Origin of the sequence: Veillonella sp. CAG:933 (assembly GCF_000431435.1) — a bacterium.
Classification (GTDB): Bacteria; Bacillota; Negativicutes; order Veillonellales; family Veillonellaceae; genus Veillonella_A.
Map to the genome: position 1 here is coordinate 1 of NZ_HF986107.1, position 1813 is coordinate 1813.

General features: G+C 39.8%; 1 protein-coding gene. It reads right to left on the minus strand.

From position 1 onward, the window contains the following. Nucleotides 1-199: 199 nt before the first annotated feature. A complete protein-coding gene (locus QZL64_RS00495) occupies nucleotides 200-1339 on the minus strand; it encodes an Ldh family oxidoreductase (protein ID WP_412192126.1) in 1140 nt (379 codons plus the stop codon). Between the last annotated feature and the right edge of the window lie 474 nt (nucleotides 1340-1813).

The window sequence follows — 1813 nt, forward strand, 5'->3', positions numbered from 1 at the left end:
TGGGGGTTTTGTCATGCCTATTCGGCGTACAACAAAAAACAGCCCGCACGTTACCGTGCGAGCTGCTCTTCTTCTTACTGCTTAATAGGCTCTGCCCTTCCTATTAAACTGCACAATATCATCATTGCGCTATATGTGCTAGGTGCATTATTTACTGAGAGTCAAGGGACTCCTATTAATAGGGCTCAATGGCCGTCTATTAATAGTTACCGGTGAACATATCGCCGGCTACAGGTGGTTTGTAGTCGCCGAAGTATTTGCTGAAGTCAAGACCTAAGTACTGGCAAAGTTCATAAACTTCAGTCATAGTTTTGTCGATTACAGGGATACCGTTTTCTTCACGGTCTTTAACTGCTTCAACTTCTTTTTCACCATGAGTGTAAATACGTGCTTCACCTTCAGCTTTAGGAGCTTCACGAAGTTCAGTTAAGAAAGTGGAGAAATGTTTTTTGATAGCGTCAGCATCGCCGAAGAATGCAGGGTTAATAGCCATGAAGCCGTGGCAAATATTGGATTTGCCGTCTTTCATGCAGTGGTTGGAAGTGCCGCCCATGGAAAGGATAGCTGCGAACAATTCAACAACCATACCGTTACCATAACCTTTATGGGAACCTAATTGTTCAGTGTTACCGCCAAGTGGCATGATACCGCCGCCTACGTGAGCGGAGATATTTTTCAATACATCAGCTGCGTCAGTGGATGGGTTACCATCTTTATTCAATGCCCAGCCATCAGGTAATTGTTTACCTAATTTATTGTACATTTCCAATTTACCACGAGTTACTACTGTAGTAGAAGCATCGAAGAAGAAGTTGTAAGGTTCAGCAGGAGCTGCCCAAGCTTGTGGGTTGGAACCCAACATAGCTTTACGAGCATATGTAGGAACCATGATAGCTTCGGAGTTAGTGCAGGAGAAACCGATTAAGCCTTCTTCTACTGCCATGTTAGCGTAGTAACCGGCAATACCGTAGTGGTTGGAGTTACGTGCAGAAACGATACCTACACCGGATTCTTTAGCTTTTTTAATAGCTAATTCCATTGCATAGTGACCAATCAATTGGCCCATGCCGTCATGACCGTCGATAACTGCGGATACTGGAGTTTCGAAAACAACTTCAGGTTGAGCGTCAACTTTGATTGTACCTTTTTCGATACCTTTGTGGTAACGAACAAGACGCTGCATACCATGACTCTGAATGCCGTACATATCGGACATCAACAATACGTCACGAATAATTTTAGAATCTTTTTCAGAGAAACCAAATTTCATGAATGCATCTAATAAAAGTTGGTCAAGTTGTTCATACTTAAATTTTACTACGTTTCCCATTTGTCTAATCCTCTTTTCCGAAAACATATACCTGGAACAAGCTCTTCAAGAAATCCTTAATCCTAATTACTGACGTTTTTTGGTCCCCTTCTCAAATTGCTTATTTCCTTTTAAAGACAAGTTCATTATAGCACAGGGTTTTTGATTGTTGAATACTCCGAAGCCCTAAAAACGTCCAAAAACCATTACTAAATCTGCATAGAAAAGGCATTTTTGACGAATAATTGACGGTATGAGAGTCGATAACTGCTAGTTATCACTAGCTTTATCCATGAATGCGTTTTGATAATAGGAACGATGAATTTTTTAAAATTTTACGCTATTTTTTCTATAAATTTTCTGTTTTATTACTATATTTGTCTACTACAAAACGTATAAATCAAACATTTTTCATGTTTTTAGTCAAAATTCAAAACCCTATTTTAAGGCGTTTCTCATGATTCACGGAAAATTTGGCTTATAGGACAAAAAGTGTGTGTGGCT